A 25,486-nucleotide genomic window follows, 5' to 3' on the forward strand; every position below is an offset into this window, starting at 1 on the left:
AATTCAAATCTTTTCGAACATTGCGTCATCGCTGAGCAAAGTTGTACAAATATCTTGGAGCCGTGATCCCACAACGCGGTAGTCATGGGCTACTCGCCAGCGGTCAGCCTCGCGATGTATTGTTTGCGCCCGTGGAGAATTCGACCGAATATCATCCAAACATTCAGCGATGCCTTGAGCAATATCGGCAGGCTTTACGCCTGCGAAATGAAAAACGGACTCACCAAGATCCTCGAAAATGCCCAGCGGGGTAACAGCGACCGGTCGCTTGGTCGCAAGACCATAGCGCACAGCAGCGCTTGACGATTCGCCTGTAACTTGATAGGGAAATACTAGGAGGTCAGAGTCAGCAAGCAACGCAAGCGACGCCACATCTTCAAGATAATCATTGTGAAACTCTACTGTATCTTCTAAAGATAAATCTTCAACGAGGCTTTTCAGTTCCTTAAGTAGCTCAGTTGAAACCGGGTTGGGATACTCCGCGTTGACCAAGCGAAGGCGCACTGGCGCGCCTCGCTGCTTAAGCAAAAAAACTGCTTCGATCAACTCTTTAAGCCCCTTGTGAGGCAGACAAAATCCATATGCGGCAATCAATGGCATATCCGAAGGCGCATCTTTCGACGGCACAGCGCCATAGCTTAAAACCCCATGAGGGAATACGCGAACGTTATCAACGATGTCCAATTTTTTGAGTCTTTCACGATCGGAATCTGAATGAACCAGAACGCGATGACACCGAGAAAGGATATCTTTCAGCTCAGAAAGTCGCCAATTCTGAGTTTCTCCATATGGGTCAACTGTCGAGTGCATCATAAAGATAACGACTCTATCGGCATCCAACTGCTCATCAACAAATTCCGTCAATTCGAGAAAATTGAAAAATCCATAATTAAACTGTATGACAATGACATTTAAATTTTTGGAGTCGATTACCCGCGCAACTTTCTCAAGATCGTTTTTTTCCTTGCTGGTTTTCCAAAATCGATAGCAGTTCTCGTCGTCCGCACTAAGCAACGCTACCTGTTCCGCAGCAAATACAGTGACATTTCCTGCCATATTGGAAATTAGATGCTCCGAATATGTCGCTATTCCGCACTTTGTATTCCACGTTGTTACCCAACCGATCTTGGCCTCTCGGGGGTCACAGGACGCATCGTGCGAAGTGACCTCGCTCTCATGATCAAGTGACTTTTCAAATAGCCCTTCCGGTAGAATCTCGAGTCCTGTAACAGTCAAGTCGGATGTTGCCGCCGCCCATATCCTGACTTCGAAGTCTAAAACGCCCGTGTCAAGATATACATCGAGCTCTGCGAGCAAGCCATCGCCAGAGGAAACGCCCAACACAGCCCTAGACAAGACCTCTTTACCAGAGCGAACTGCAATATCTGCGTAGGCTTCGGGACTTCCGACAACTCTGGTCTGACCGAGGATGTTGACTCGATAGCGACCTGCCGACAATGCTAAATAGGGTCCGTGAAGGACAACGCCTGCTTTTTGTGTCGTCCGCATGGTCCGTCCGTCTCTTTCGCCGACCTGAGTTCCCAGCCGCGAATCAGAGCCAAAGTATCGATGGCCGCCATCAGGCACCCAACTTGTCATCCAATTGTCGTTAAGCAGAGCATCGACGATCTTTTTAGTATCCTGCGACCAATCTGCGCTGGGATCCAATTCACCTGTCGCAACTTCGTCTAATGCGGAAACAATTGAACTGTTCTCCGCATGAACTGCACCGAGGTACAGGGGACGCAAGCGGTTGGCACAAATCACCGGCAGCAGGTGTTCAATAGCTTTGATTTCTTCTGTCGATTCGCCTATCACGCCGTCGCATCGGGCGATAATGTTCGACCATTTCGGTGGCCAGTTAGCCGCACTATTCTGACCGGAAATCGAAGAAGCGGCCGCCTCGTCAATGTAGAACAATATCTTCACACCTTGTTCCCGAAGCTTCTGAAAGAACCCATCTTGCTCATGGACTAAGTCGCGGTCTGAAAAAAGCCCAAACAACACATCCCCGGCAGCGTACTCGATGACTTCATCTTCCAAAGAAGAGTCCGGGCACCCTATCAACCGCAAAGTGAACTTACGTGCATAGAAATATCGACAATCGGCCGCGATATAAATCGGCTCTACTCGAAATCCTTTTGGTGGATGCGCAAGCAATTCACGCAATGCAACGCAATTCGCATCAGTCGCGTCGATCGTATCTTCGGTTGCAATCAGTTTCGACACGTCAACCAGCAACTGTCGGCCCGCCAGTCGAGAAGGGATTGAATAAGCCAACGCATTTGCCAGATCAACCCATGCTTCGACTTCGGTTGGCCCAGGTTCGAATGTAGACACGGCTCCTGCCAAAGCTTTCACGTCAGCAACATTCGATCGATACATGGATTCAATTGCCTGCGCGTACCCGTCGGCACACGCCCTTGGTGCATGACTGGTAAGGATGATTTCACGTGCCCTTCCACCAAGACCCTCACGACGCGACGTGTCTCGCCATAAAGTTTCGAGCGCATGAACGAGTTCGTTACCCGCAAAAATATCAGGTAACTTCCATACAGCGTCCTCAGGCAAATCGGCAAAACTACCATGCCCATTTACGATGGTTGCCAATCCATAGTTCATGCAGTCCATCACAGCGCCTGAAGACTCGCCGCGAGAAAGGGTGCGTAGTTGAACGCCAAGATCTGCCGCCGCCAAATATTGATGAAATGTGGCGGTGTCTATCCAACCCGTGATGCTGACGCGCTCTCCGGACTTGTGGTTTTCAATAGTTTTCAGAAGTTCAACGCCATAAGCCTCGCCGTTGTTCTCCCCGACAAAGAAGAGCAGACAATTTTTGCTTCTAGCAAGATCCGAAGATAGCCAGGCGTCCAACAAATTCTTGTTGAGCTTCGTGGGTGACAGAAAACCGAAACTACACACGACAAAGGCGTCTTGATCGATACCTAGAGCGGTTCGAGCAGCAGTTCTTTTTACGTCAACTACGGGAGTTCGCAGATGCGGTATAACAACCAAATCTTTCTTTGCCTCGCTTCCATACCAACGCTCTGCCAATCGTCGGGAATTTTCTGCGTGAACGATTACTCCTCTTGCCTTAGCCAAAACGTCCTTGTTATTTGGATATTTCCAAATAACTTGGGTATTGTCAGTCCCGTGATACCGCAAGTGCACCGCAGCATAACCATGATCCTTATAAAGTGATTTGTCCCACATCCCTGGGGCATATCCTGTCAAATCCATATGCCGGATAACTCCGGAGAGAAAGAAATCGTGCATAACGACAACGCCCGGAACCTCTCCGATTAAGTCGAACATATGCTGATGCAGGTGGTTATTTCCAAAGTGATATAACACGCGATCGTAATGATCAGCGTGTGCTCTAAACCACTCAACCCCGCGCTGCGCGCAGTTCGCTTGGACCCATGAGTCCGAAATGGACCCTTGAGCCGTGATCACCTCGATATCGTAGTGGCGCGCGAGTTCCGGTAGCAATTCGGCGCTGTAGTTGCTGATACCACTCCGCTCTGGTCGCAACGGAGATACATAGGCCAACTTGAGGCGCTGGCCAAGCGCGGGGGTTACCGTTGACGAGACCGCATTAGTCGCGTGCCAGTCTTCGAGAGCGGCGATACTTGCTTTGGCACTGGCATCCCATGAGAAGAGTTCACCTTGCTTCAGACCATGCAGTTCCAACCGATGACGGAAATCATCATCAGTCAAAACCTGGGTAATCTTGCTTGCAATCGACTCATCGCTATGTGGGTCAAAGAGCGCATCGGCCCTACCTATAACTTCAGGCAAACTTGACGTATTTGCTCCGATCACGGCCTTGCCACACCGCATGGCTTCGAGCGCGGGCAGTCCAAATCCCTCATGCCATGATGGGAAGACAAACATTTTGCAAATATTGTAGAGAGCCAGAAGATCGTCCTCTGGAACAAAACCAGTGAGAACCACCTCGTGAGCAGCCAATCCATGGTCTTTCGCCAATTTTTTCAAAGATGCTTTGCTGTGAGACTGAGCTGAACAAACGACGGCCAATTGATGGTTAGCTCGCAATTTTTTCGGCAATCGGGAAAAAGCACGTATTAACCCTTCAACGTTTTTCCGATAGTCAATGCCACCCGTATACATTACGAATTGCCGATCTAAGCCATAACGCTTCCGAACCTCTTCCTCGCGCTCTTTAGTCAGAACTTTCGGCACAAAGTGTGGATCTGCAGCGGTCGAAATATTCACAATTTTGTCGGCAGGAAAGCCGAGATATTGAATACCTTCCTGACGCGAAGACTCAGAAATTGCCAACAGCAAGTTGGCACGGCGCACGTGATCCAACTTGTTTTCATACCACGCTTCAATCACCGGGTTTTCCAGATAGGGGTGCCGATGAATGTAAGGAATCAGATCATAAAATATTACGGCCGTAGGCACCGCGAGATTTAACATCCCAATGCTAGTCACGGCATCATCATCTAATGCCTCAAATAGACTACTGATCAGAACTATATCTGGCGCCAAGCTCGCCAAAAAAGCCTCTCGGACTAATTCTGCTGAACGGCGGCGCCAATGGTTGCTCGCATTTGAATGGCCAACCGGTCCTGGAGCATTCCAAACGCGAATTGCATCTTGCGCAAGTACACCGTCAAGAGCACTGCGAATAGGTTCAATGGTATCGGCAAAAATGCCATTGAGCGCAACGATCACCTCGTGCGGACCCTTGTTGCGAATAATTGCTTGTGCCAGCGACATACTGTAACGACCGACGCCACGATTACGTGAACCCGTGCTTTGCGCACCTTGAAGATCAATCACAATACGCATTACGCCTCCTTACCGGCACGAATAGCTGCTGCTTTGAGTTGAAAATAAATGTCTTTGGCACGCGGCGAGAGTCGATCAAGGCCGTCGGACTCTGGTGCTGAGATAGAAGAAGTACGTGGGGTGTCTGGTAGCGTCGAAGGCGTGCGGCCCAAGGACGTAACGACCGACTGGGTCTGCTCCAGAACTAGGTTTTGCAAACCGGCAATTGCCGCTTCCAACTGTGTGAAGCGACGGCTACTTTCATCCCTGAGCAAATAAAGTTGATTTTCGATACTGCGCAGCTCACGTTCGAGTGCACCACTGCTCCCCGCATCGCCGCGCATTCTGAACAACCATCCAATCACCGGAATCTGGCCCGTTTGGTGACGCTGAATAGCCGCATCGAGTCCCATCAATTCTGCAGCGTGCGCCTTGCCCTCCGAGGAGGTCCGCAATTGTTTCAAGAGCTGAATTTTAGAGATGCCTGCACGCAGCCTCCCCAAGTAGTACTTCAACCCATCAGGATCGGGGGACCGACCCAATAGTGTTTGATAGGCGCAGAGAACAAACTGTTGATCGTGACAAGCAAGTAGTTCAATCAACGTGTTTGCAACGGCTGGGTTAGTCTTGTCGATTACCTGTGTGGAAAAAAGCATGATGGGCTCAATGGATGCGTTGCAATCGGATGATTTTGAAATAGTCGACGTGACACTGCGAGGAACGAAATCTTCCTCCGGTGCTTTCTCGGCAAGATGCGAAGTAGCTGAGTTCGCAACAGTAGAAGCGGGGCACTCTGTGGATGTTTCCATTGATTGCGATTCCTCAGCAGAAGCCATCATGCCGGTGATAGTCCACGACAAATCACGGTTCTTTTTAACCAAACTGAACACGGTGAGCAGCTTCCGCAATGGGGCCGTCATGCGCCAGGTTATCGATGAACACGTCTCTTCTAGGCTTTCTTGGACGTGAACGAGACTCTGACGCAATCGCAAATTAGTTTGTTGCTCTGCCCATATCTCTGCTCTGAGCTGTGCCTCTAATGCAACGCATGCGTCGATTAGACGATTGTGTTCTTCAAGCTGAGCAACAAGTTCAGCATCATGTTGTTGCGCTCGCAATTGCTGGCCGCACTGAAGCGCCTGGGTTTCAGCACGCAGAGCAGCAATTTCTTCGGCGAGTACTTTCTCTTCACGCTTCCACTCCTGCTCCTGTTGTCGCGCAGCCTCCTTTGCAGCAAGATGTTCTTGTATAAGAGCCTGTTGCCGCGCGGCATGTTGACGGCGTACCGCTTGCTCTTGTTCGCTATGGCGGCGCGTAATATCCTCCCTCTCGCGGGCAGCCTGCTGCTGGATCGCCAATAGCTGTGCGCTTATCTCCTGCTCGCGGTTGATTTGATCACGCAGCAGACTTTCGAGCGCGTGTCTAGACTGGCCGCTTTGGTAAGCGTGCTCCCTTTCTCGCTGGGCGCAGTCTTGCTCCAAACGTTGAATCTCTCGTTGCCCAGCGTCCAAGCGCGAGTTGAGCATTTGCTCCCGCTGGGCTTGCTGGCGATGCAATTCGCGCTCCTGCTCGATGTGGCTGCGCGTAAGTTCGGCCGTTTCCTGCGCAGCTTGACGCTGGACGTCCAACAATTGTCCGGCAACTTCCTGCTCACGCTGAGCCAGCACACGCAAAAGACTTTCCAGTCGCCCCTGTAGTTGGTCAGCTTGTTCCGACAACGCCTGTTCCCGCTTTATCTGGTCTTGCTGGACGTAACGCAGTTCGTCTCGATCAGCCTGCAGTCGTTGGCTGAGAGCACTCTCGCGACCAACGTATTGACGATGCATTTCGCGCTCTTGTCTTATGTAGTGGCGCTCCAGCTCAGTCTTCTCGTGGGCTGCCTGATTTTGAAGCACGACCAATTGCGCGGCGATTCCCTGCTCTCGGCTTGCCCATTTTTGCTCGTGCTCGGTGTGTGCAGCTCGAAGCGAAGCGATGCTCTGATTGAGGCTCTCGATCTCACCTATCGTGGATTGTCTCTGTTGTTCGATCTGCGCAATGACTTCATCAACTTGCGCTTGACGGCGATGTTCGATTAATTGGTGGAAGGACGCGCTGGATGTACCATTGAGCATGAATCTGTCAAAGACATTCGGAGGAGCTCGAAATGCACCCTGAATTTCTGGGCGCGCCTCTGAGACGTAAAATCGATTCAATCCGTCGAAATAAACGGGAATATAACCATAAGAAACAAGTGTCGCCTCCCAGTTTTCATGCGTTTCCGCCTGACTCATGGGAAGCGTGCTTTCAACAACGACAATCCACGGACGCACCGTTGATGCACCCCAGCTCGACAGTACTTGTGCCTCAAATCCTTCAACATCAATCTTGAGCCAATGGATTTCCTGTCTGTTAGACGCTTCAAAAACTGCCGACAACGTTACACAAGGCACAACGATTTCATGTACGTCAAATCCGCGCTCGCGGTGTAGTGCCGCTATGTCTGCGTCCGCAGTTGAAATCCCACTGAGGGGGATTTCAAAGAACCTCAACACGGCGGGGCCGTTCCCGACAGCAGCCTGAATGACCGTGTCGCCTGGCCGCTGTTGCCTTAGCAAGTCAGCGTAGTACGGCGTTGGCTCGACGTGGGTGCCTCGCCAGCCCCGCTCGTAAAATGCAAGACTCACAGAGTCGACAATTGGGTCTTGGGCACCGATGTCTATAAACGAACCACGCTCAATGTGCCCGAGCGCACGCCAGAGCATGACGTCTTCAAAATTCTGGGCATAAGAAGTAATACTCACGTTATGACTTCCGAATTGAATACAGCATGGTTTCTCGCGTTGTACATAACATGCGACTTAATAACCGTGTCTTCGCGCCGCGAGCCAATTGCGAAGGCCGTCGAGAACGCGTCAAATACCGAGGCCGGCTTTGTAGCGTTGCGATGATCGTTGGGAATGCACGCCAACAAAATGGAGAAGTACAGATTCCCGTGGGACCGAAACAACTGCTTGTGTACGGAACGTATGATAGTTGCGCAACAATTAGAAAACAGCGACGTCCATGCCGATCTGAACTCGCCCTCCCGCCCCAGCGTTCTACGATATAGATAAAGCACTATCTTCACTTCTCTCTTACACGGCTCTGATCGCTGCAGTATGAAACGTCGCCACGCTCGACGACAGGCTTTCCGCTAACCGTGTTTTGTGCTCAACACAACAACCTCCAGCAGGACGCTAGATCAAGGATCACAGTGCGTTGCATTATTCAATGCAACGGAAGCGGCACAAATATAAATGCGAACTTCCACCCAATACTCGCTGTCGAGAACGCACTGAGTACAACCCTTCAATTTGTGCCGGTTTGCACTAAATCCGAACACTTCCGCCCTGCTCACACGCAAGCATAAAGTCGCCGCTGATCGAGCGAGACGCCGATCAGCATTTAACGAACGACTCATTTCCCATTTCTAAAATTAGAGCTAGCCTAGGTCGATCGGCCGACGTTCCATCTACCTATTTAAACGTCTGAACCCCTGTAATCACCGGATACGCCACCGAGAACACCACATTCAAGAACTTCTGCACCTCGGCGATCGGCGCATTCGACACATACAGCAGATCCTTGTTATCCATCATGAAGCTCTGTGCGACGAAGAACGAGTTCGGGTCACGCAGATTCACGCGATAAACAACAGGCACCTTACCGTCGGCGGTCGTACGCACAGGCGTATTCGGCCAAGGCAATGCCTTCGCATCTTCAAGACGGAAAATGAAAACACCCTGCGCATCTGAGCGGGAATCTTGGAGACCGCCCGAGCGCGCCAGCGCTTGAGCAAGCGTGATCCCCTGCGCTTCGAAATTGATTTCCTCATTCTTGCCAGTCGCGCCAAGCGACGTAAAGCTGAACGGCTGGAACAGCGCTGTCACCACATCGCCGGCATGCAGCGGCACGTTCTGATGCGGATCACGAATGACCGTTTCGAGCGGCAGCGAAGCCACCATGTCACCACGCGTCACCTGAATCGTGATTTTGTCGACGGGTTGCTTTACACCGCCGGCCGCGGCCAGCGCATCAAGAAGGCGTTCGCCGCGCGCGGTCAAAGGCATCCGGTTGCTACTGGCCACATCGCCAACAACCGTGACATACGAAGTCGCGTTGCGCGAGAGCTTCACCAGAACTTGCGGATCGTGGGCAATATTCTTGAGGCGGCCAGCGATGTCGCGCTGCAATTCTGTCGGCGTGCGCCCCACTGCTTTCAATTCACCCGCAAAAGGCACATCGATTTTGCCGCTGCCGTCGATCGTCTGATCGGGCAGCACAGTCACGCGCGCATTGCTGGTGCCGCCCTTCGAGTCCAATTGCGCGGCGCCAAACAGCGTGGCAGGTGGCGCCTCCCAAATCGACACTTCGATTGTGTCGCCCACGCCAAGCTGTTGCTGGAACGTAGTGCTATTGCCCAAAGTCGCGGAAAAGTCGCCGACGGTACGCTCGGCGAACAGCTTGCGCGCGACATCGTCTGTTACGTCGACGATCTGGATGCCCGCCGGATTGGCAGAGGCTGCAGCTCGGCTTATCTGTGAGCTGCTAGGCCCAGACGTGGGAATACTCGAGCAACCGCTAAACGAAAGCGCGCCAAAGACAACCGCGGTAAAAATAACACCAGGAGACAGACGCGACATTTATTGCAGGATTTAGTAAGGAATTTAAGTTCGCGCGAATTGTCTCATGCTGTTGGGTGAAATGACACGGTGTGAAAAAAAATCCACACTTTAGGGGCTAAAAATCTCATCGCAAGCGCACTGATCTGCGCCTCACTTCAGCCGCAAGCTGCGTGATTGCACATCAGACAGGGACTTGGGAAGCTCAAGCCCTAACAAGGCAAAGCAACTGGACGCGCGGCCACTGCGGAAAAACCAGGATCTAAAAAATATTCTTGCTAATGGCAAACGTTTGCACAGGCAGCACCGTGATCAAGACCATCCAATCAGCCTCTGTGCATGTCAATTTATTACCGAGCATTCAACGAGCCAATACCGTTCCTTACATAAAGTTCTGATATGTGCCCACATCGCAGCCTCAGTGAAAGCTGCGTTGCGCGCCTGCCCGGAAGCGCGCCCGATAAGCAATGGCGTCCCGCATTCCGCGCGTCCGGAATGGAGGAAGCAACGCAAACGCCCCCTCGCTTTCGATGGGCGGCCCACCACCACTGACACGTCAGGCAAAAACTGCGAGTGTGTGAGTTACGCGTCGAGCCGTTGCACGGGCGCCTCACCCGCATCAGCGTCGAACGAACCCACCACGAGGAGAATCCGCTGCAGCGCCTCTTGCAGACTAAGCTCAGCTGTATTCAATCGCAATTCCGGATTAATCGGAGCCTCATAAGGCGAATCAATTCCGGTGAATTTAGGCAGCGAACCTTCACGCGCCTTCTTATAGAGCCCCTTGACGTCCCGTGCCTCGACAACCTCAAACGGCGCATCCACATGCACTTCGAAGAACTGCCCGGCCCCGAACAATGCTCTGGCTGCGTCCCGATCCGCCCGGAACGGGGAAATGAATGAAGCAATAACGATGATGCCCGCATCGACCATCAATCGAGCCACTTCAGCAGCTCGCCGGATGCTTTCGTGGCGGCTGGCATCGGAGAAGTCGAGATCATTGTTCAAACCCAGCCGCAGATTGTCGCCGTCGAGAATGTACGTGCGAAGACCGCGGGCCTGCAATTCTTTATCGAGCACGCCTGCCAACGTTGACTTGCCGGCGCCAGACATGCCGGTAAACCAAACGACCAGCGGCCGCTGCTGCTTGATTGACGCGCAACTGCTCCCTGTAATCTGGGCGGCTGGCGAAACCATGGGGTCGGTATAACTTGTTTCCATCACTCTCAGATATTTATGTAATAACCACTATCCAGCGCGCATATCGCAGACACAAACTCTATCCAGGCGTCGCGCCGAATCAAACCGCCCATGCATCGGCAAGCTTGCACTTAAGTGCAGAGCACTGCCGGCGCAAGACACGCCAAACCGGCTACACTCGAGCCGCCAGTTTTCTTTACCATCTAGTTAGCACACCGCCGCGCAGGATCTGCTTCTCGCGAAGGTGCTGTTGCATGCTGGGAAAAACCAACCCTGCTCGCCACTGAACGCGGCACTGAAAACCGGAGTAGCGGTTGGAACCGGGAAGCAGCCCACGGCGCAACCAGCCGACTAACGGCTTACCACGGTGTTACAAAACGTCGACGCAAATTCTCTCACGCACTCGGGTAAAATGGCTCGTTGTAAAAAAAAGCCACACTCGAAGGACCGAAAAAGTCCGAACGACAGCCAAAAAAGCACGCACCCTAGTGTCAACCCTATTCCTGGACGTCACGCGTCTCCTCACGCGCCTTTACGACGGGCTTTTGCCCACGGGCGTAGATCGCGTCGGCCTCGCATATATTCAGAAGTACGGCGCTCAAGCGCGCGCAATCCTTAGCGAACGCGGCTTCTCCACAGTTTTGACCGAGCGGGATTCACAGCAAACGTTTGGAATGCTTCTCTCCTCCACTCGCAATCGGAACGCAATCCGCGCTTTAGTCGTGCGCGCGTGCCTTAATCGCTTGCGAGAAACAAGACTTAATGGTGTGTTGTTGCACACCAGTCACAACGGAATGGAATTCGGCCGTTATTACCGGGCAATGACAAAGCGCGAAATACGCCCCGTATTCATGGTCCACGATTTAATTCCGTTGACTCATGCCGAATACTGTCGGCCAGGAGTGGAGGCGACTCACCGGCACCGCATGCATACCGCACTCAGGCACGCGAGCGGCCTGATCGCCAATTCGCAAGCCACACTCGACTCGCTCGCGGCCGAAGCGCACCAGGCCAATCTGCCGCTCCCGCCGAGCGTGGTGGCACGCCTGGCCTCAGGCGTCACCCAGCAACCACTCGCCCCACGCCCGCTGCCCACGCCCTACTTCGTCATGCTCGGCACCATCGAGCCACGCAAGAATCACTGGTTCATCCTGCACGTGTGGCGGCGCCTGGTCGAGCAGCTCGGCGCAACTGCTCCAAAGTTGGTCGTGATCGGCAGGCGCGGCTGGGAATGCGAAAACGTCGTCGATATGCTGGAGCGCTGCCAAAGCCTGAAAAACGTCGTGATAGAAGAAGCGCACTGCTCCGACGAGCAGCTTCATGCCTATCTCCAGCACGCTCAGGCACTGCTGTTCCCGTCATTCGTCGAGGGCTACGGCATGCCGCTCGCCGAAGCGCTCGCGCTCAAGGTGCCGGTGCTCGCCAGCAACCTCGACGTCTTCCATGAAATCGCCGACGACATTCCGGATTACCTCGACCCGCTCGATGGTCCCGGCTGGCTCGCCAGGATTCAGGCCTATGCTCAGGTCAACAGTCCGGCGCGCGACGCACAATTGGCCCGCATCGAACGCTTTCGCGAGCCGACATGGGCGGAGCATTTCGAGCACGTGGACGGCTTTCTTGAGACGCTGCGCTAGATGAAGCAACGCGTCACTGGGCAACCGGCTCCGGATATCCCGGCGATCAATCTGCGCGCCATAACGCGCGGCTTCCGCTCGCTAAACTGGCTGGCCGGACGCTCGGAACATCTGTGGATCGATCGGTTGTTCGGCCGCGTCGCATTGCGCTTCGCCCGTGTAGGCGGCAAGCGCGTCAGCGCCGCTTGGCCAGGTCCGGTCTGGTCGCACGGCGCGTCCGGTACGCCCTTGTTGTCGTGGTTCAGCGCTCCGGTGACGGATGCCGGCGCCGATGCTTTCGTTGTCGCGATCAATTCGGCACTCACCGCCACGCTTGAACACGATCAGGGCGACGACGCCTCGTCCGAGATCGAGGCCAAGGTCGACATCGAGCGGCTGATGCAACGGTTCGCACACAGCCATGCTTCGACACGGCGTCGATCGCAATCCAGTTGTCCCGCCGCGTTACTCGAAACCAAACGCACAACCCGCGTCATGCTGATCGAGGAGCGCGTACGTTCTCATGGACTTGGCGCGATCGCGGTTCGCAACTCACGTCGAGCCTTCATGCGAATGGTGCACGCCGCACGCTCTGCTCATCCGCAAGCCGAATTCTGGATCGCCCGATCGGATGATAAAGGCGCGGGGCGCTGGCTCTCCGTGTCGGCCGACTGCATGCCACCCGGCGCTCGGCATCTTGCCGATCACGAATCGCTGTGCGCAGCGTTGCCTCATATCGACCACGTCTATACATTGGCCGCCTCGGAGGGCATGCATGCCCTGCTGGCCGGCGTGCCGGTGCACGTATTCGGTGCACCCTATTACGCGGGCTGGGGGTTGACCGACGACGACCTGCACTTGCCGAACCGCAGCGCACGTCCCACGCTCGCCGCACTATTCGAGGTGGTCTTCCTGCGCTTTGCGCGCTACCTGAATCCGTTCACGCACATGCTGGGTACGCTCGACGATCTGCTCGACAGCATCGAGTTGCAGCGAGCAGTCCAGCACCGTTTCGCCGACGTGCAACACGCAGCAGGAATCCGCTTTCAGTGGTGGAAGCGCCCGTTTGCGATGCCGTACATCAGCGCCGGCGGCGCAACGTTACGCTGGACGCGCGAGCCGCAGTCCGTGCAGGCGAACGAATGCGCGGTACTGTGGGGCGCACGCAGCGCGGACGGTCTTGCCCCCGAGGTTCGCCGCGTCAGAATCGAAGACGGCTTCTTTCACTCGACGGGCCTCGGCTCCGACATGATCGCGCCACGCAGCCAGGTCATCGACCGCCGCGGCCTCTACTTCGACGCCAGCCAGCCAAGCGATCTCAGCGTACTGCTCAATGAAACCGAGTTCAGCGCAACCGAACTGGCGCGTGCTGCAGCGCTGCGCGAGCGCGTGGTGAAACTTGGCGTTACCAAGTACAACCTCGGCCGGCGTCGCCCTGCGTGGACTGCGCCGGCAGGCAAGCGGGTCGTCCTGGTTCCAGGGCAAGTCGCCGACGACGCATCGATCCGCCTCGGCACGCGCGTCATCAGCACCGCTGACGCACTGTTGCGCGAAGTGCGCAGGCTGCGTCCTGATGCATTCGTGGTCTACAAGCCGCATCCGGATGTTCTGTCGGGCAATCGCAATGGACTGATCGACGCGCAACAACTCGCGGATATTGTCGACACGGAAGCGGACTTGCTCTCGCTCGTCGACGTGGTGGACGAGGTGCACACCTTGTCGTCACTCGCAGGCTTCGACGCGTTGTTGCGCGGTAAAGCGGTCTTTACCTACGGGCTGCCTTTCTATGCAGGCTGGGGACTGACGCACGACGCACTCACGCCATTACCATGGCGCCATCGCACGCTGACGTTGGACATGTTGTGCGCGGGCGTGCTGCTGCGCTACCCCCTCTACTGGGACTGGCGCACGCGTCTTTTCACCACGCCGGAGGCGGTAGTCGAACAGCTCGCACCACAGGCTGCGCGACCGCTCGAACAGGTCCGCGGCAACCGGAAGCGGCCATTGCTCAAAGCAATCCGTTGGACCCGCAACGGAATCCGCCATGCGTCATGGCGTTTCCGGCAAAGGCTCACGCCCCGCGCGTAGCCGTCTCGCCAGAAAACGTAAAAGCCCCGCAAAACTTTCATCTTGCGGGGCTTTTCCCAAGCAACTACGTTTTCCGCTTATCGCGACATCATGTGCATGCTGACGTTATGCATGATCCACAATGACCCGACAATCAGAATCACGGCCGTCAGCACCGTAAAGCCGAACGCCATGACGTTCCAACGCTGTGCCGACGACGTATTCATGTGCAAAAAGAAAACCAGGTGCACGACGATCTGCACGAGCGCGAGGCCCGCGATCGCAAGCAACGCGTTCTCGCCGGTCAACGTGCCGTTCAGCACGAGGCCGAACGCCGCGGCGGTCAACACGACAGAGAGAATGAAACCTATCGTATAGCTGCCGATGCTGCCGTGACTTTCACCCCCGTGTCCTTCGTCCGAGTGCGCCAGGTGTGAGTGATGGCTATGGTCCATTTAGATCACGCTCGCAAGATAGACAAAGGTGAAGACGCCGATCCACACGACGTCCAGAAAGTGCCAGAACAGGCTCAGGCACGTCAGGCGAATCATGTCGCGCTCGGTCAGATCGCGGTGACGCATCACCTGAATCGCGAGCACCACCATCCAGATCAGGCCGCACGTGACGTGCAAACCGTGCGTGCCGACCAGCGTAAAGAACGACGACAGGAACGCACTGCGGCTCGGGCCTGCGCCCTGTGCGATCAGGTGCGAAAACTCGCGCATTTCCAGCACGAGGAACGCGAGACCCAGCAGGAAAGTCACGCCGAGCCAGAAGAGCAGCACGCCCTTCTTGTTCTTATGCGCGCCCAGCATGGCGAAGCCGTACGTGATACTGCTCAGCAGCAGCATCGACGTTTCAAGCGCGACGCCTGGGATCTCGAACAGATCTTTACCGGTCGGACCACCCGCGAACTGATGGCCCATCACCGCGAAGACGGCGAACAACGCGGCAAAGATGATGCAGTCGGTCATCAGGTACAGCCAGAAACCGAATACCGATTGCGACGGCACATGGTCCGGCGCGAGATGCGGTTGAACCGCAATAGTCTTCTGTAACATCAGTCCACCTCCAACGCGACCTGGGCGCCCGCACCCGTGCGCTTTTCTTCAGTCAGCGCGACGGTGTCTGCCGGGATGTAGTAGCCGTCGTTGTCCATAAAGCTGTAGACGATGACCGTGCCGACTGCGCCGACCAGGCCGACGATTGCAAGCCACCAGATGTGCCATACACCGGCAAAGCCGAGCGCCAGCGAGAACAAGCCCACCAGCAGACCCGCAGGCGTATTCGACGGCATATGAATGTCGCGATAAACCGGCTCTGTTTGCGGCGCTTTACGCGACTTCATCTCGGTGAATGCGTCCAGCTTGCGTACCGTCGGTATGATCGCGAAGTTGTACACCGGCGGCGGCGAGCTCATTGCCCATTCCAGCGTATGACCATTCCACGGATCGCCCGAGACGTCGCGGTTTTCCGGCAGATTGCGGTCGCGGATACTGACGTACAGTTGCGCCAACTGGCAAGCAATGCCGATAGCGATCAGCCCTGCGCCAAACGCAGCAAGGATCAGCCACGGATGCCAGGCCGGATTGTCGTAATGGTTCAGACGGCGCGTCATGCCCATGAAACCGAGCACATACAGCGGCATAAACGCGACATAGAAACCGACCAGCCAGAACCAGAACGCAGCCTTGCCGAGCTTTTCATTCAGCTTGAAACCGAATGCCTTCGGGAACCAGTAGTTAAAGCCGGCCAGATAACCGAACAGCACGCCACCGATAATCACGTTGTGGAAGTGAGCGATCAGGAACAGGCTGTTGTGCAGCACGAAGTCCGCGCCCGGGATCGCCATCATCACGCCGGTCATGCCGCCGATCGTGAACGTGACCATGAAGCCGATCGTCCACAGCACGGGCGTGGTGAATTCCAGACGGCCCTTGTAAATCGTGAACAGCCAGTTGAACACCTTCACGCCGGTGGGAATTGCAATCACCATCGTTGCGATACCGAAGAACGCATTGACGTCGGCGCCCGAGCCCATCGTGAAGAAGTGGTGCAGCCACACGAGGAACGACAGCACCATGATCGCGCAGGTCGCCCATACCATCGTCTTGTAACCGAACAGCGGCTTCTTGGCGAAGGTCGCCACGACTTCCGAGAAAATACCGAACGCCGGCAGGATCAGGATGTACACCTCAGGGTGACCCCATGCCCAGATGAGGTTCAGGTACAGCATGGCGTTGCCGCCGCCGTCGTTCGTGAAGAAGTGCATGCCGAGGTAGCGGTCCAGACCGAGCAACGCGAGCGTCACGGTCAGGATCGGGAATGACGCCATGATCAGCACGTTGGTGCAGAGCGCGGTCCACGTGAACACCGGCATCTTCATGAACGTCATGCCGGGCGCGCGCATCTTCACGATGGTCGCGAAGAAGTTCACACCGGTAAGCAAGGTACCGATACCGGACAGCTGCAAACTCCACAGGTAATAGTCGACCCCGACACCCGGACTAAACTGCAATTCGGACAAGGGCGGATAAGCCAGCCAGCCCGTTTGTGCGAACTCACCGATCACCAGCGACACGTTGATCAGAATCGCGCTGACGGCGGTCATCCAGAAACTCAGCGAGTTGATGAACGGGAATGCAACGTCGCGTGCGCCGATCTGCAGCGGCACGATCAGGTTCATCAGGCCGATCATGAACGCCATCGCCATGAAGAAAATCATGATGACGCCGTGCGCCGTGAACACCTGGTCGTAGTGATGCGGCGGCAGATAACCTGGGCTCATGTAGCCGAGCGCCTGTTGCAGACGCATCATGATCGCGTCCGAGAAGCCGCGTAGCAGCATGATCATCGCCACGATGATGTACATGATGCCGAGCTTCTTGTGGTCGACGGAGGTCAGCCATTCCGTCCACAGGTAGCGCCATTTGCCGAGATACGTGATCGTGCCGAGCACGGCCAGCCCGACGAGCGCCATGAAGACGCCCGCGCCCACGATGATTGGCTCGTGATACGGAATCGCATCGAGCGTAAGTTTTCCGAACATGCGTTACCCCTTACCCTTTGGCGCACAGTTAGCGTCTTTCATGTTGTCGAGGACGTTACCGTTGTTGTATCGGGCAATGATGTTGTGAAAGAGCTTCGGATCGACCGACGAGAAGTAGCGCACGGGCTCCTTCTCCGTAGGCGCCGACATCGTGTGATAGCGGTCCATATCGAGACGGTCGGACGAGCCGCGCACCTTGGCGACCCACGCATTGAACTCGTCAGGCGACGTAGCGAGTGCGCGGAACTTCATGTCCGAGAAACCCTTGCCGCTGAAATTCGCCGCGGTGCCTGCATAGTTGCCTGCTTCGTCAGCGATTAGATGCAGACGCGTTTGCATACCCGCCATCGCGTAGATCTGGCCGCCGAGTTGCGGAATGAAGAAGGAGTTCATCACCGTATCGGACGTGATGAGGAAGTTCACCGGCGTGCCGACCGGGAACGCTAACTGGTTCACCGAGGCGATGCCGAGGTCGGGATAGATGAAGAGCCACTTCCAGTCGAGTGCGACGACTTCGACGTTGATCGGCTTCACCTGCGACTCGAGCGGTTTATACGGATCGAGCTCGTGCGTGGTTTTCCACGTCAACACGGCGAGGAAAAGAATGATCAGCGTCGGAATCGTCCAGATGGCGATTTCGATGCCGGTGGAATGCACCCACCCCGGACGATATTCCGCGTTCTTGTTCGACGCGCGATAGCGCCATGCGAACAGCAGCGTGAGCGCAATAACCGGAATAACCACGATCAGCATGGCCACGGTCGACGTGGTAATCAGCTCACGTTCGGCCAGACCCACACTTCCCTTCGGATTCAAAACATCCAGGTTGCTGCAACCCGAGAGCAACAACACGAGGCCGGCGGAAAGGAAACTTATCGACCCTCGCAGAGTCTTTCCTTTCATATCCATTGCCCTTCATTTACGACTTCAACGAACGTCATTCGACCGCTCTCCCTTAGTAAGCGATCGCATAATAGGGGGACGTCAATGAGATATAAACACCCGATTTAGCAACAATCTATTGCGTCGCAACACCGTGCGACACGTTGCCGCACGACTGTGCGCACGTGTGGGTCTGCAATGCTCTATTGCAAAGTGTTGTCGGAGCCGCCGGATTACGAAAGCCCCTTTATATAAGCATTAAAACGCGGCGCGACCTGGATGGTTGCGCCGCGCCTGATGCTCGAAAAGGGGCGTATGCCGATGCGATAAGGCTGTGTCAGCAAGGGCGGCATCCGCGCGACGAATGCTGCACCAGCGTTGCGCTGCACGTCGTTCCGGTCAGCCCGGCGTGCGTGCCGCGACGACAGCAGGTGCCGCCGCCTGCAAGTGCTCGCCACCATCAGCCGGTGCGGAGTCCGAAGGATGTGCGCTTCGTTCCGATTGGGCCAGCAGCGTACCGACCGACGGGTCGATCGCGTCGGTGAAAGGCTTCGGATTGATGCCGATGGCCAAAACCAGCAAAGCCATCGCGCCAAGCAACACGAACTCGCGCTTGCCGAGGTCCTGCAGCTTCGCGACGCGTGCATTGGCGATCGCGCCGAAAATCACCCGCTTGTACAGCCACAGCGTGTAGGCCGCGCTCAGGACCAACGTGGATGCCGCAATTGCACCGATCCAGAAATTGAAGCGGATCGCACCCATCAGCACCATGAACTCGCCGACAAAACCCGACGTGCCCGGCAGGCCGATATTAGCCATTGAGAACAGCATGACGAACGCAGCGAAGCGCGGCATGGTGTTGGCTACGCCGCCGTATTCGGCGATCGAAGCCGTCTTCGTGCGGTCGTAGAGCATGCCCGTGCACAACAGCATCGCGCCGGAAACCACGCCGTACGACAGCATCTGCACGATCGCGCCGGCCTGACCGATGCGGTTGAAGACGAACAGGCCGAGCGTCACGAGACCCATGTGCGCGATCGTCGAATATGCGAGCAAGCGGCGCATGTCGGTCTGCACAAGTGCCAGCAGACTGGAATAGATCACCGCGACCAGCGACAACGTGATCATCATCGGCGCGAAGAAATGGCTGGCCTGCGGGGCGATCGGCAGCGCGAAACGCAGCAGGCCGTAGCCGCCCAGCTTGAGCATACCGATCATCACGGCAGCACCGGTCGGCCCGTCGAGGTGAACGTCCGGCAGCCACGTATGCAGCGGCCACATCGGCACCTTCACGCCGAACGCAGCGAGGAAGCCGAGGAAGACCAGCACCTGCGCCCAGGTGCCGAGATGCGTTTCACGCCACAGCGCGAGATCGAAGCTGTGGGTCTGCGCGTACAGGTACAGCATCGACATCAACATCATCAGCGAGCCGAGGAACGAGACGAAGAAGAACTTCACCGCCGCATACGAGCGGTTCGAATTGCCCCACGTGCCGATCAGCAGGTAGAGCGGAATCAGCGTCGCTTCGAACGAGATAAAGAACAACATGCCGTCCATCGACGTGAACACACCCTGCATGAAACCCGACAGCATCAGGAATGCGCCGAAGTACTGCGCGGTGCGTTCGGTGATCGACTCCCACGAGGCGGCCACGATGATGATCGTGGTCAGCGCGGTCAGCGCGACGAGCCACAGCGAAATCCCATCCACGCCCACGTGCCATGCAATATCGAAGGTGGGCGACCAGCGGACGTTCTCGACGAACTGCATCGACGTCACGTCGTTGCGGAAATTCGACACGAGCGGAATCACCGGCAGGAAACCCGCTACCGCGCCGATCAGCGCAAGCCATCGCGTGCGGCTACGTGCCGCGTCAGATCCGGCACGCAAAACCACCAGGCCGGCGACAATAGGGATCCAGATGAGTAGGCTAAGAAGCGGAGGCAATGGCATGTGTTCTGTTGAAAACTTGAGATACAAAACGCCGTATCAACGCCTTCAAAAACGAAAGCATTGAAATGGATATGTAGGCTGGATTTCGCTGAAATTGACGTGGAAGCGGCGCTGCCCGCCTCACGTTTACCCGCAGTCGAATGACCAAGGGTGGGAGATTACCAAGATAAGAATACTTTTGCAGCGCAACAATGCTGCAACACCTTTGGCAATGTATTGTTGCCACGCCTGCCCTTGCGAAACGCCGAAAAATGTGCAGATGCACAAATTTATCGCCGATGGCTTTTCACCATGCTTTTTGCATGGAGAAGAAAGCAGTTGGGCAGAACTTAAGCACTCTTGCACGAGCGTGTCCACGCAACGATTGGATTGGAATAAATCATGCTGGTGCATGACGTGCCATCAAGGCCGGTTTCGAGGGGGCCGCGAAAATTTAGCGCGTCCGCGCGCAGAAAATTTTTTGATCCGGCACTCTAAAGAAACGTCGGCGCGCCCCGAAAAGACCCACGCGATCCATTCACCCGCCTGCTTTCAGATGGGTATCAGGCAGTGGCGGCCTATGCCTGCTAGCCTTACAAAACCCGAATATACTTCGGCGGTTCAAGGGCCGACGTTCGTGCGCAGCACGGTAGTTTTTGCACGGTTAGACGCCGCCCTCACCGGCAAGACTTATTGGATCCCGCATGGTGCTTCATGATGAAGGTGTCGTTCCCGCGCTCGAATGCCGCGCGCTTAGCAAGACCTACGGCGCTGGCCGCATCGTGCTGGCGCACCTCGATTTCACACTCGCGCCGGGTGAGTTCGTCGCGATCATGGGTGACTCCGGCGTCGGCAAATCAACACTGCTGAATCTCATTGCAGGGCTCGACAGCGCGGATAGCGGCGACGTGATCATCGACGGCAGCGCGGTCTCGCGTCTGGATGACAACGCGGCAACGCGCTTGCGCCGGCAAAAACTGGGCTTCGTGTTCCAGGCGTTTCACGTGCTGCCGCATCTGACGCTTGCGCAGAATGTCGCTCTGCCGCTGCTATTAAACGATCTACCCGCGGCCGGCGCGCTCGATATGCTCGCGTCCGTCGGTTTGAGCGGCCGGGGCGATGATTTTCCGCGGCAACTGTCGGGCGGCGAATTGCAGCGCGTCGCCATTGCGCGGGCGCTCGTGCATCGTCCGAAACTGATTCTCGCCGACGAACCCACCGGCAACCTCGATCCCGATACCGCGCACGACGTGCTCGGTTTGTTCCGCACGCAAAGCAAGGCAACGGGTGCGGCCACCATCATGGTCACGCACTCGGAAGCGGCCGCAGCCGTGGCGGACCGCATTCTGATTCTGAGCGAAGGCGGCTTGCACGCGTCATCGGGACGCAGGGCCTTTTCCGGCTCGCAGCCCGACGCCAGACCCATTGCGCGTTCAGCCGATGATGCACGCTGACCCACGCCCGCTGCAGCGAATGCGAGGTCATCGCATACTCGCGCGTTGGCTGTTGGGTGCGGAGTGGCGCAGTCATCGCGCACGCGCACTGGTTGCGATCGCAACGATCGCGCTCGGCGTCGCACTGGGATACGCCGTTCAATTGATCAACAGCGCGGCCTTCAATGAATTCTCAGCGGCGGCTCGCAGCCTGTCGGGCCAGGCCGATCTGCAGGTGCGTGGCGCACAACCTTTATTCGACGAGTCCATCTATCCGCGTTTGTCGACTGAGTCCGGTGTGGCGTTGGCGAGTCCCGTACTCGCTCTTGATGTCACCGTGCCGGATCAGAACGCCGCGCTGCCCGTACTCGGCATCGATGTCTTCAAGGCAAGCCGCATTGCGCCTGATCTGATCGGCGTGCCGTCACCGGAGCGGCCGTTCGATACGCTCGCGGCTAATGCGGTATTTCTCTCGCCGGCGGCGCAGCAATGGCTAAAGGTGAAAATCGGCGATGACGTAGCGCTGCGAAGCGGCACGTCGATCGTGCACTTGCGCGTGGCAGGCGGCCTCGTGAGAACGCGGCCGGGTCAGCGGCTCGCGGTCATGGATATCGCCGCCGCTCAGTGGAGGTTCGGCAAGGTGGGCAAGCTGTCACGTATCGACGTGCAGCTCGAACGCGGCATCGACCGGGAACGCTTCAAGCGTGACCTGCAGGCGCGGCTCGGCACGCAGTGGGTGATCTCCGAGACGCGCGACGCCGAAAGCCGGACCGATCGTCTGTCGCGCGCCTACCGGATCAATATGAATGTGCTCGCGCTGGTGGCGCTTTTCACCGGCGCCTTCCTCGTGTTTTCGACGCAGGCGCTGGGTGTCGTGCGACGGCGCGCGCAGTTCGCGATGCTGCGCGTGCTTGGACTGACGCGTGGCCAGTTGTTGCGGCAGATCCTGATAGAAGGCGCGCTGCTCGGCCTGCTCGGTTCGCTGTCCGGCCTCGCGCTCGGCTATGCGATGGCGAGCGGCGCGTTGCGCTTTTTCGGCAGCGATCTGGGCGGCGGCTACTTTCCTGGCGTGCAGCCACACGTCGGTTTCGAACCGCTGGCGACCGCGCTATTTCTGACGCTCGGCATCGCGGTGTCGGTATTAGGCAGTCTTGCTCCCGCATTGGAGGCGGCGCGTGCGCGGCCCGCAGCAGCGCTCAAAGCCGGCGCCGAAGAAGGCGCGTTGGCGCGACTCGCTACGCCGTGGCCCGCTTTGGCATGTCTGCTGGTTGCCGCCGTGCTCACGCAAGTGCCGCCCTTGTTCGATGCGCCTATCGGCGGCTATCTCGCCGTTGCGTTGTTGCTGGTCGGCGGGATTGCGCTGATGCCGCGCGTGACCGCGTTGATCTTTGGTGCGGCGAGCCGTGCGCTCGGTGCGCGGCGTCGCGCCGGCGCGGCGAGCACGTTGGCCTTGGCGCGTCTCGCGAATGCCCCAGGCCATGCATCGATCGCAATGGGCGGCGTGCTGTCGAGCTTCGCGCTGATCGTCGCGATGGCGATCATGGTGGCCAGCTTCCGCGTTTCCGTCGAAGACTGGTTGGGCCATCTGCTCTCGGCCGATCTGTACGTTCGCGTCGCACCGAACGGCGACACCGGTGGCTTGCGCCCCGACGAACAGACTCTGCTGGGTGCCGTGCCCGGCATCAAGACCGCTGCGTTTGCCCGCACTTCACATCTCACGCTCGATCCTGCACGGCCGGACGTCGCCGTGCTCGCACGTGAAATCGATGCTGCCGATCCAGGCGCGAATCTGCAGATGACCGGGCCGGTGCTACCTCCTTCCGCGTTGCATCAGGGGGAGACACCTGTTTGGGTATCCGAAGCAATGGTCGATCTGTATGGATATAAGCTTGGTCAGCGCGTGCAATTGCCGCTCGGCGAACGCGGTCACGTATTCGTTGTGGCCGGCATATGGCGCGATTATGTGCGTCAGACCGGTGCGATTCAGATACGGCTTGCGGATTACCGGCGTTTAACTGCCGATACAGGCGCGACGGATGTGGCTGTCACCGTTCAACCCGGGACGAGCGTTGAACGCGTGATTGCCGGGCTGCGTGCGCTGCCCTACGGTGCGTCGCTAGATCTCTCGCTACCGGGCGAAATTCGCGCGCATACGCTGGTTATCTTCGATCGGAGTTTTGCCGTCACTTATCTGCTCGAGGGTGTCGCGATCGTAATCGGCCTGTTCGGCGTCGCGGCGACGTTCTCAGCGCAAACACTCGCACGAGCCCGGGAGTTCGGCATGCTCCGGCACGTGGGCGTGACTCGCTCACAGGTTCTTTCGATTCTCGCTCTCGAAGGCGGGATGCTCACGGCATGTGGCATCGCGATGGGTTTTGTTCTCGGATTCGCAATCAGTCTGATTCTGGTGTTCGTCGTCAATCCGCAGTCGTTTCATTGGAGCATGTCGCTGCACGTTCCATGGACGGTGCTCGGCACGGTGGCGTTGGTGATGTTGGCCTCGTCGTGTTCGACAGCGGTGATTGCAGGACGCGGCGCTGTATCGGTGGATGCGGTGCGCGCTGTGAAGGAGGATTGGTGATGGGGAGATTGCCGCGTGAGATGACGCGAGCGTCGGCGCATGAGGGCGAGGAGCGAAATTATCAAGTAACTCGCTTCTGTTGCGCGAGTCGCCTCTGGCTCGCGCCCGCCTTGTCGCGCACGTCACCAACTGCGTTGCTTCGCGTTGCGGGCGCACGGCGGCTAAACGCCAGGATTCGTGCCGCGTTACTTTGCATGGGTTTTCTGGCTGCCGCGTCTTCGTTCGCTGCGACACCCGAGTTTGCGACTGTCACGCCAGATCATCCGATCGTGCTTCCGCAAGACACCGGTGCACACCCGGCTTTTCGCACCGAGTGGTGGTACGCAACGGGCTGGCTCACGACACCGGACAATCATCCCCTCGGTTTCCAGATTACTTTCTTTCGCTCGGCAACCGGTCACGATCCCGCCGATCCGAGCGCGTTCGCACCATCGCAATTGATCATTGCCCATGCCGCGTTAAGCGATCCCGCACTCGGCCATCTTACGCACGATCAGCGCATTGCCCGCCAAGGTTTCGGGCTCGCGTATGCGAAGCCGGGCAATACCGACGTCAAACTCGACACATGGAAAATTATCCGTGCCGCCGATGGTCACTACGACGTTACAGTGGACGCGAACGGATTCGCGCTGCATCTCACGCTGACGCCGACACAAGCACCTTTAGTCCAGGGCGAAGGCGGCTACTCGCGCAAAGGTCCGCGGCCTGAACAGGCGAGCTATTACTACAGTGAGCCGCAATTGCGCGTGGCCGGCAACGTAGTTCGCCCGGTCGCAGCGGGCGGCAAATCGACAGGCGAAACGGCCGTTACCGGCGCGGCGTGGCTCGATCATGAATGGTCGAGCACGCTGCTCGATACCGACGCGGTCGGATGGGATTGGCTCGGCGCCAACCTGACGGACGGTTCAGCCTTGATGGCTTTCAAGGTGCGCAGTTGCGATGGGCACATGGTATGGGCACACGCAGCGCTGAGAAATCGCAATGGTCAGGTGAAGACGTTTGGCCGCGATGAGGTCGACTTCACTCCGGTTCGCACATGGCGCTCGCCACGCACGAACACGTCGTATCCCGTCTCGATGATGGTCAAAACCGGTACGCTGATGTGGCGCCTCGATCCATTGATGGACGACCAGGAACTTGATTCCCGTCAATCGACTGGTGCTGTGTATTGGGAAGGTGCGGTGCGGGTGAGTCGCGACGGTGCGGACGTTGGACGCGCTTATCTGGAGCTGACGGGTTACGCGAACGCGTTGCGGATCGGGAGAGAGTGAGCGCCGTTTTCG

Annotated in this window: 14 protein-coding genes; 5 read left to right on the forward strand and 9 right to left on the reverse strand. The window is 57.0% G+C overall.

Annotated elements, in window-relative coordinates:
* Positions 1-3: 3 nt before the first annotated feature.
* The 4 genes from PQR40_RS19605 to cysC form a co-directional block, all read right to left on the reverse strand.
* Positions 4-4,821 carry a glycosyltransferase gene (locus PQR40_RS19605; RefSeq protein WP_408509681.1) on the reverse strand — a complete coding sequence of 1,606 codons (4,818 nt, stop codon included), beginning with the start codon at positions 4,819-4,821 and terminating at the stop codon, positions 4-6.
* Entirely contained in the window at positions 4,821-7,544 is a 2,724-nt protein-coding gene (locus PQR40_RS19610; RefSeq protein WP_459252659.1) for an FkbM family methyltransferase, read from the reverse strand. The genes PQR40_RS19605 and PQR40_RS19610 overlap by 1 nt, the downstream gene beginning before the upstream one ends.
* Before the next feature lie 753 nt (positions 7,545-8,297).
* The gene (locus PQR40_RS19615; RefSeq protein WP_408509683.1) at positions 8,298-9,464 is read right to left on the reverse strand and encodes a polysaccharide biosynthesis/export family protein; all 1,167 of its coding nucleotides are present in this window, start codon (positions 9,462-9,464) and stop codon (positions 8,298-8,300) included.
* Between the two features lie 561 nt (positions 9,465-10,025).
* A complete protein-coding gene (gene cysC, locus PQR40_RS19620) occupies positions 10,026-10,664 on the reverse strand; it encodes an adenylyl-sulfate kinase (RefSeq protein ID WP_408509684.1) in 639 nt (212 codons plus the stop codon).
* A 467-nt stretch (positions 10,665-11,131) separates the two neighbouring features.
* Between cysC and PQR40_RS19625 the strand changes: the two genes are divergently transcribed.
* Both PQR40_RS19625 and PQR40_RS19630 read left to right on the forward strand, forming a co-directional pair.
* Positions 11,132-12,280, forward strand: a complete 1,149-nt coding sequence (locus PQR40_RS19625) for a glycosyltransferase family 4 protein (protein WP_408391957.1) — start codon at positions 11,132-11,134, stop codon at positions 12,278-12,280.
* The gene (locus PQR40_RS19630; protein WP_408509685.1) at positions 12,281-14,347 is read left to right on the forward strand and encodes a capsule polysaccharide biogenesis protein; all 2,067 of its coding nucleotides are present in this window, start codon (positions 12,281-12,283) and stop codon (positions 14,345-14,347) included.
* A gap of 77 nt (positions 14,348-14,424) precedes the next feature.
* On the opposite strand, the gene cyoD is transcribed toward PQR40_RS19630, so the two are convergent.
* From cyoD to PQR40_RS19655, 5 genes are all read right to left on the reverse strand, one after another.
* Positions 14,425-14,781, reverse strand: coding sequence for a cytochrome o ubiquinol oxidase subunit IV (gene cyoD / locus PQR40_RS19635; RefSeq protein WP_325045337.1), 357 nt, complete (start codon positions 14,779-14,781; stop codon positions 14,425-14,427).
* Positions 14,782-15,387 (reverse strand): cytochrome o ubiquinol oxidase subunit III, encoded by a 606-nt coding sequence (gene cyoC, locus PQR40_RS19640; RefSeq protein ID WP_408509686.1) that lies wholly within the window; start codon positions 15,385-15,387, stop codon positions 14,782-14,784.
* Positions 15,387-17,375, reverse strand: a complete 1,989-nt coding sequence (gene cyoB, locus PQR40_RS19645; RefSeq protein ID WP_408509687.1) for a cytochrome o ubiquinol oxidase subunit I — start codon at positions 17,373-17,375, stop codon at positions 15,387-15,389. The genes cyoC and cyoB overlap by 1 nt, the downstream gene beginning before the upstream one ends.
* Before the next feature lie 3 nt (positions 17,376-17,378).
* The gene (cyoA, locus tag PQR40_RS19650; RefSeq protein ID WP_408225230.1) at positions 17,379-18,278 is read right to left on the reverse strand and encodes a ubiquinol oxidase subunit II; all 900 of its coding nucleotides are present in this window, start codon (positions 18,276-18,278) and stop codon (positions 17,379-17,381) included.
* A gap of 378 nt (positions 18,279-18,656) precedes the next feature.
* Positions 18,657-20,210 (reverse strand): NADH-quinone oxidoreductase subunit M, encoded by a 1,554-nt coding sequence (locus PQR40_RS19655; protein WP_408339162.1) that lies wholly within the window; start codon positions 20,208-20,210, stop codon positions 18,657-18,659.
* 683 nt (positions 20,211-20,893) lie between these two features.
* Between PQR40_RS19655 and PQR40_RS19660 the strand changes: the two genes are divergently transcribed.
* From PQR40_RS19660 to PQR40_RS19670, 3 genes are all read left to right on the forward strand, one after another.
* Complete coding sequence (locus tag PQR40_RS19660; RefSeq protein WP_408509688.1) at positions 20,894-21,643, forward strand: ABC transporter ATP-binding protein; 750 nt, start codon at positions 20,894-20,896, stop codon at positions 21,641-21,643.
* On the forward strand, positions 21,630-24,203 hold the full coding sequence (locus PQR40_RS19665) for an FtsX-like permease family protein (RefSeq protein WP_408509689.1): 2,574 nt from the start codon (positions 21,630-21,632) through the stop codon (positions 24,201-24,203). Before PQR40_RS19660 ends, PQR40_RS19665 begins: the two co-directional genes overlap by 14 nt.
* 194 nt (positions 24,204-24,397) lie before the next feature.
* A complete protein-coding gene (locus PQR40_RS19670) occupies positions 24,398-25,474 on the forward strand; it encodes a lipocalin-like domain-containing protein (protein ID WP_408509690.1) in 1,077 nt (358 codons plus the stop codon).
* The last annotated feature ends 12 nt before the right edge of the window (positions 25,475-25,486 follow it).

Source organism: Paraburkholderia sediminicola, assembly GCF_046026855.1.
Lineage (GTDB): Bacteria > Pseudomonadota > Gammaproteobacteria > Burkholderiales > Burkholderiaceae > Paraburkholderia > Paraburkholderia sediminicola_A.

Excerpts from the sequence above, each read along its gene's own strand:
- PQR40_RS19605 (WP_408509681.1), bottom strand. The coding sequence starts at position 4,821 with ATGCGTATTGTGATTGATCTTCAAGGTGCGCAAAGCACGGGTTCACGT.
- PQR40_RS19610 (WP_459252659.1), bottom strand. The coding sequence starts at position 7,544 with ATGCTCTGGCGTGCGCTCGGGCACATTGAGCGTGGTTCGTTTATAGAC.
- PQR40_RS19615 (WP_408509683.1), bottom strand. The coding sequence starts at position 9,464 with ATGTCGCGTCTGTCTCCTGGTGTTATTTTTACCGCGGTTGTCTTTGGC.
- cysC (WP_408509684.1), bottom strand. The coding sequence starts at position 10,664 with ATGGAAACAAGTTATACCGACCCCATGGTTTCGCCAGCCGCCCAGATT.
- PQR40_RS19630 (WP_408509685.1), top strand. The coding sequence starts at position 12,281 with ATGAAGCAACGCGTCACTGGGCAACCGGCTCCGGATATCCCGGCGATC.
- cyoD (WP_325045337.1), bottom strand. The coding sequence starts at position 14,781 with ATGGACCATAGCCATCACTCACACCTGGCGCACTCGGACGAAGGACAC.
- cyoC (WP_408509686.1), bottom strand. The coding sequence starts at position 15,387 with ATGTTACAGAAGACTATTGCGGTTCAACCGCATCTCGCGCCGGACCAT.
- cyoB (WP_408509687.1), bottom strand. The coding sequence starts at position 17,375 with ATGTTCGGAAAACTTACGCTCGATGCGATTCCGTATCACGAGCCAATC.
- cyoA (WP_408225230.1), bottom strand. The coding sequence starts at position 18,278 with ATGAAAGGAAAGACTCTGCGAGGGTCGATAAGTTTCCTTTCCGCCGGC.
- PQR40_RS19655 (WP_408339162.1), bottom strand. The coding sequence starts at position 20,210 with ATGCCATTGCCTCCGCTTCTTAGCCTACTCATCTGGATCCCTATTGTC.
- PQR40_RS19660 (WP_408509688.1), top strand. The coding sequence starts at position 20,894 with ATGGTGCTTCATGATGAAGGTGTCGTTCCCGCGCTCGAATGCCGCGCG.
- PQR40_RS19665 (WP_408509689.1), top strand. The coding sequence starts at position 21,630 with ATGATGCACGCTGACCCACGCCCGCTGCAGCGAATGCGAGGTCATCGC.
- PQR40_RS19670 (WP_408509690.1), top strand. The coding sequence starts at position 24,398 with ATGGGTTTTCTGGCTGCCGCGTCTTCGTTCGCTGCGACACCCGAGTTT.